Source organism: Phocaeicola plebeius (genome assembly GCF_003437535.1).
GTDB lineage: Bacteria > Bacteroidota > Bacteroidia > Bacteroidales > Bacteroidaceae > Phocaeicola > Phocaeicola plebeius_A.
This window is the reverse complement of sequence record NZ_QSQT01000061.1, coordinates 1-4,025: the sequence shown is the minus strand read 5'-3', so window position 1 is coordinate 4,025 and position 4,025 is coordinate 1. Positions and strand designations below refer to the sequence as shown.

Below are 4,025 nucleotides of genomic sequence, written 5' to 3'. Positions count from 1 at the left end.
ATTATTAACGAGGTCGAGATAACAGCTTAACGCTGTTGCTCACCAAACCATTAGCGTTGAATATGATAAAAGAGATAATGCAAACAATCATAAGACTCTGCATAAGAATATGGAACCAGAAGATTTTATAATAACAAAAGTTGGATGGATAACGCAAATGAAATCTACTCCACCATTAACGGAAGAGTATATTCAAAGGGTTTATTTACGCTTTGAAATAATGATAAGATTCTTGCAAAACCATAAATTCACTACTAGAATTATTCTAAACGATGGTGATTCTGTAAATGATGAAACTGGGATAAAGCATAGTGATTTAACAGCAGAAGGAAGAAAATTCTATAGTTTTGGAATTGTTCCTTGGATAAGAAAAATAGATCGAAGTAGAAATCCAGAAAAAGCTATTAGAGATATTTCTTTTCTTGAGAAAAAAATGGTAGAGTTTGAAAATCTCTAAATATGTTTAACGCTAACAAGGTCGAGATAACAGCTTAAGGCTGTTCCTCACCAAACCATTAACATCAAGACAGTGTACCATTATGGAAGCAAGAGATAAGTTTAGTACAAAAGAAAATTTTGCAACTCTTATTAGGTTGCAAACGGAATTTATCGATGATTGTAAAAAGGATATACAGAATTTGAAAGACAGTGAGGATAAAGGTATTCAACTATACAGTCTTCCAAACAAAGAAGTTATTCAGAATAAGCATGAAACAATTCTAATGTATGAATATGATAATCTACTTGCAACTTATTCTATGGGAGAGAGTATAAATAAGATATTGCCGCTATATAAAGAAATCGTTTCGTTGATGCCTATTGCATGGAATAAAGACAATGGGTATATTCTTATGGTAAATATGCTTTCTATCGGTATATTGTTAGGTGTAGAAGATACTATATTCTGTAAATTAGCAATGGTTTCCCAGAAGGAAAAACTGAATGATTTCTTAATAAATTATTTTCTTCACTACACATGTAAAATAGATGTTTCAGTGAATAGCGGTGATTTTTTATTTCCTCATCCTTATGCGGCGACAAAGGAAGTTATCTCGTTTGCTGATAAAGATAAGACTTTAAGTGTAAATAGGTTAAAGAAATATCTTTCACAAGAATGGTACAGAGGTCATTCCGGTTGTGGATGGCACAACATGCACAAGATAAATATATCTGTACACTCCGGCTATTGGAGCTTTGAAAGCGGTGCTTTGGTTAAAGTTTTGAAGCTGGATGATAGTAGCTTGAAAGGATTGCCCTACTATCCATACGATATGGTACACTGGAATGAAATTAAATATGATGTTAACGAAGCGTGATAACGCTTTACAGCGTTTCCCGCTAAACCATTATCAATAATATAATTCTCTTAGTATTATGGAAAATAAATTATCACCAAATAATCCAATCATTTTATGGGCAAATGAAATTAGTCCATACTATAAAAATAAGGATTACGAAAAAGTTTTATCTATTGATAAAAAAATTTGGGATGAATTAGAGGAACCTAAGTTATCGCAAGAATTAGCTTTTCATGTGTTATTAGATATTGTTGTCATTTATATTACATTAAATGATTTTGAAAGCGCCCAATATTGGGGAAATATTCTTGATAAATATAATTATGTAGAAAGTGGACGTTTTGACTCTGGCCAAAAAGATTATTTTGTCGGAATCGTTTATTTTGAAAGGAAAGAATATCAGAAAGCATTTGAATATTTTTCAAATGCTAAAGTCAAATCTCGAGGAAGATGTTTCAAAATGGTATGGGGAGAAAAATACTCACAGGCTTATAAAGAACTGCTCATGAAGTTTGGTAAGAAATCCACTAAAAAGAGATAATCTCTATGTGAATATTATTCCATTTAATAACAATATATTGATAACAAGGTCGAGAAAACAACTAAACGCTGTTGCTCACCAAACCATTAGTTGCAAATTAAAAATCAAATAGAATGGAAAATGTTGATAAAATATGCCCTATTTGCAGAAAACATCCCATAACTCTACCAAACGGAGTATGCTCTGTCTGCTATGATAAAGTGAAAACACAAGCAGATTGGAATACTACCGAATGGGGTAAAATAGAAAATCATGGACTTGATGCAATTATAGTGTTGGCAAAGTATATCTTAGATGAAATAGAAGATGACAACCAACATCAATGGCATCAACGTCGAATATGTTTTATGCAAGATATGGTAGAGCATTTGGATAAACAATATTTTCCTAATGCTACTATCCAACAGATAAATGACTTTGCACACTCGGCTGTTGATTTTTGGAAAGGAAAAATAACCAGTCAAGAAGCAACAGAGCAACTTCAATCCATGCGTAAGGTTCTGCAAAAGGATATTATGAAATTATCTGATTGGGAACCAAAAGATTTTCTGCTTTGGATGATGATGCCGGAAGATGATTTTGATTGGATGTGGGACCAGTGGTTTGAGTGCATTCATGCTTGTATCCCCGACAAGTGTAACGATAAGTTGTGGATAAGAATGTTTCATAAACATTTTCCAAATGAAATCAAAGCATGGGTAGACAATAACGAAGCAACTAACAAAGCGTGATAACGCTTGACAGCGTTCCCCGCTTAGCCATTAACATCAATTGGGCAATACGAGTCATCAAATTTATGGAAATTAATCTCTCTAAAAAGAAAAAATGGATACTTAGGATTATTTGCATTTGTGTTTTATTACAATTGCCGATAGTTTACTTTATGGATAAGTTCTATTATTTTAATGACAATAATATTCGTTATACAATCGGAACTTATTATAAAGATGGGGTTATTATCAATTCGAGTTCGAGTAAAGAAAAAGGATTTATTTATTATGTTGATAGTATTAAACATGTTGTAACAACAAGTAAATTTAATAATACAGATATGTCTCATACACATGTATTGATAATGTTCTCAGCGGTATTTCATGGCAATGCAAATGTCTTAAATATCATTGTTCCTAAATGGGTGCTTGCACCACCCAAAGGCGGATGGAAACAGTTCCCTCCTGACATAAACTGGAAAGGAGCTGAATTAGATACTGCATATATGAAGAAGATGAATTTGGAAATACCATAATTTGATGAGAATAAAAATAGAATGTTAACAAGGTCGAGATAACAGCTGAACGCTGTTCCTCACCAAACCATTATAAACAGTAATGCAAAATATGAAACAGAAAATATACCATATCAGTATCTTTTTATTCTTTTGGTTTTGTGGAGTAGCCTATCCACAAAATCACAAAGCGGATATTTTGCAGCAAGACCTTTCTGGCTTGTTTGACAATTCAAGCATGATTGGCATATTAGGAGAAGATTGTAGCCGAATTGACATTCATATTACCGATGCTCGGAAAATGGATAGTAGAGAATATGAGATAATTGGTATCAGTCGTACCCGATTGTCCGTAATATGTCCGTTTAAGGGAAAGGTTTGTATAGATAGCATTTCTTCCTGTTCTCAAATAATAAAAAGTGAATATACGGAAGTGGACGGTTTCATATACGGGCATTACTCGTTTGAGGAATACGGAGATAAACGATATTGCGGTACATTCTCTGGTTCTTTCAAACAAGGGTATCGGATGAGAGGACAACAAATAGAGAAAGGACTAAATGAAATATCAGAACTGAAATTGAACTTATCTGAATATCGGGGTAAGTGGAAATCCGCAATGGGGCTGACAAAAGTCTGTTCCTGGGCAGATGAAATCATACCAGATACTCCAGCAAACTTCTGCCTGTTTAATGATGCAGGAGAATGGGTTGTATCACCGAAATATCGTAAGAATGGTTGGGAAAATCTATATAATGCCTATCACAATGAGAATCTGACAACGGACGAGATACAAAAGGCTCGTGAAGTGGAAGAACAGGAATGGTGGGTAAACAAAAGCCAATCATGCAAAGTAAATTGAGTTTATAATAAAGCGTGATAACGCTTACAGCGTTTCCCGCTTAGCCATTAATAATAAAGATAATTAAAGTATGGATGATATTACAAAAAAAACGATTGA

General features: G+C 33.5%; 6 protein-coding genes. All 6 read left to right on the top strand.

Features of this window, described 5'->3' with window-relative positions; all coding sequences use genetic code 11:
• Positions 1-109 precede the first annotated feature (109 nt).
• The 6 genes from DXD04_RS16495 (at position 110) to DXD04_RS16470 (ending at position 3,926) form a co-directional block, all read left to right on the top strand.
• Positions 110-457, top strand: a complete 348-nt coding sequence (locus DXD04_RS16495; RefSeq protein WP_117674210.1) for a cyclopropane-fatty-acyl-phospholipid synthase — start codon at positions 110-112, stop codon at positions 455-457.
• An 82-nt stretch (positions 458-539) separates the two neighbouring features.
• Complete coding sequence (locus DXD04_RS16490; protein ID WP_117674209.1) at positions 540-1,316, top strand: PoNe immunity protein domain-containing protein; 777 nt, start codon at positions 540-542, stop codon at positions 1,314-1,316.
• 58 nt (positions 1,317-1,374) lie between these two features.
• Complete coding sequence (locus tag DXD04_RS16485) at positions 1,375-1,839, top strand: hypothetical protein (RefSeq protein ID WP_117674208.1); 465 nt, start codon at positions 1,375-1,377, stop codon at positions 1,837-1,839.
• A 113-nt stretch (positions 1,840-1,952) separates the two neighbouring features.
• Entirely contained in the window at positions 1,953-2,570 is a 618-nt protein-coding gene (locus DXD04_RS16480) for a hypothetical protein (RefSeq protein ID WP_018712181.1), read from the top strand.
• Between the two features lie 65 nt (positions 2,571-2,635).
• Positions 2,636-3,085, top strand: coding sequence for a hypothetical protein (locus DXD04_RS16475; protein ID WP_147330776.1), 450 nt, complete (start codon positions 2,636-2,638; stop codon positions 3,083-3,085).
• A 91-nt stretch (positions 3,086-3,176) separates the two neighbouring features.
• Positions 3,177-3,926: a hypothetical protein gene (locus DXD04_RS16470; RefSeq protein ID WP_117674211.1), complete on the top strand. Its 750-nt coding sequence runs from the start codon at positions 3,177-3,179 to the stop codon at positions 3,924-3,926.
• The last annotated feature ends 99 nt before the right edge of the window (positions 3,927-4,025 follow it).

Coding starts and splice junctions, on each gene's coding strand:
- DXD04_RS16480 (WP_018712181.1), top strand. CDS start 1,953: ATGGAAAATGTTGATAAAATATGCCCTATTTGCAGAAAACATCCCATA.
- DXD04_RS16495 (WP_117674210.1), top strand. CDS start 110: ATGGAACCAGAAGATTTTATAATAACAAAAGTTGGATGGATAACGCAA.
- DXD04_RS16475 (WP_147330776.1), top strand. CDS start 2,636: ATGGAAATTAATCTCTCTAAAAAGAAAAAATGGATACTTAGGATTATT.
- DXD04_RS16470 (WP_117674211.1), top strand. CDS start 3,177: ATGAAACAGAAAATATACCATATCAGTATCTTTTTATTCTTTTGGTTT.
- DXD04_RS16490 (WP_117674209.1), top strand. CDS start 540: ATGGAAGCAAGAGATAAGTTTAGTACAAAAGAAAATTTTGCAACTCTT.
- DXD04_RS16485 (WP_117674208.1), top strand. CDS start 1,375: ATGGAAAATAAATTATCACCAAATAATCCAATCATTTTATGGGCAAAT.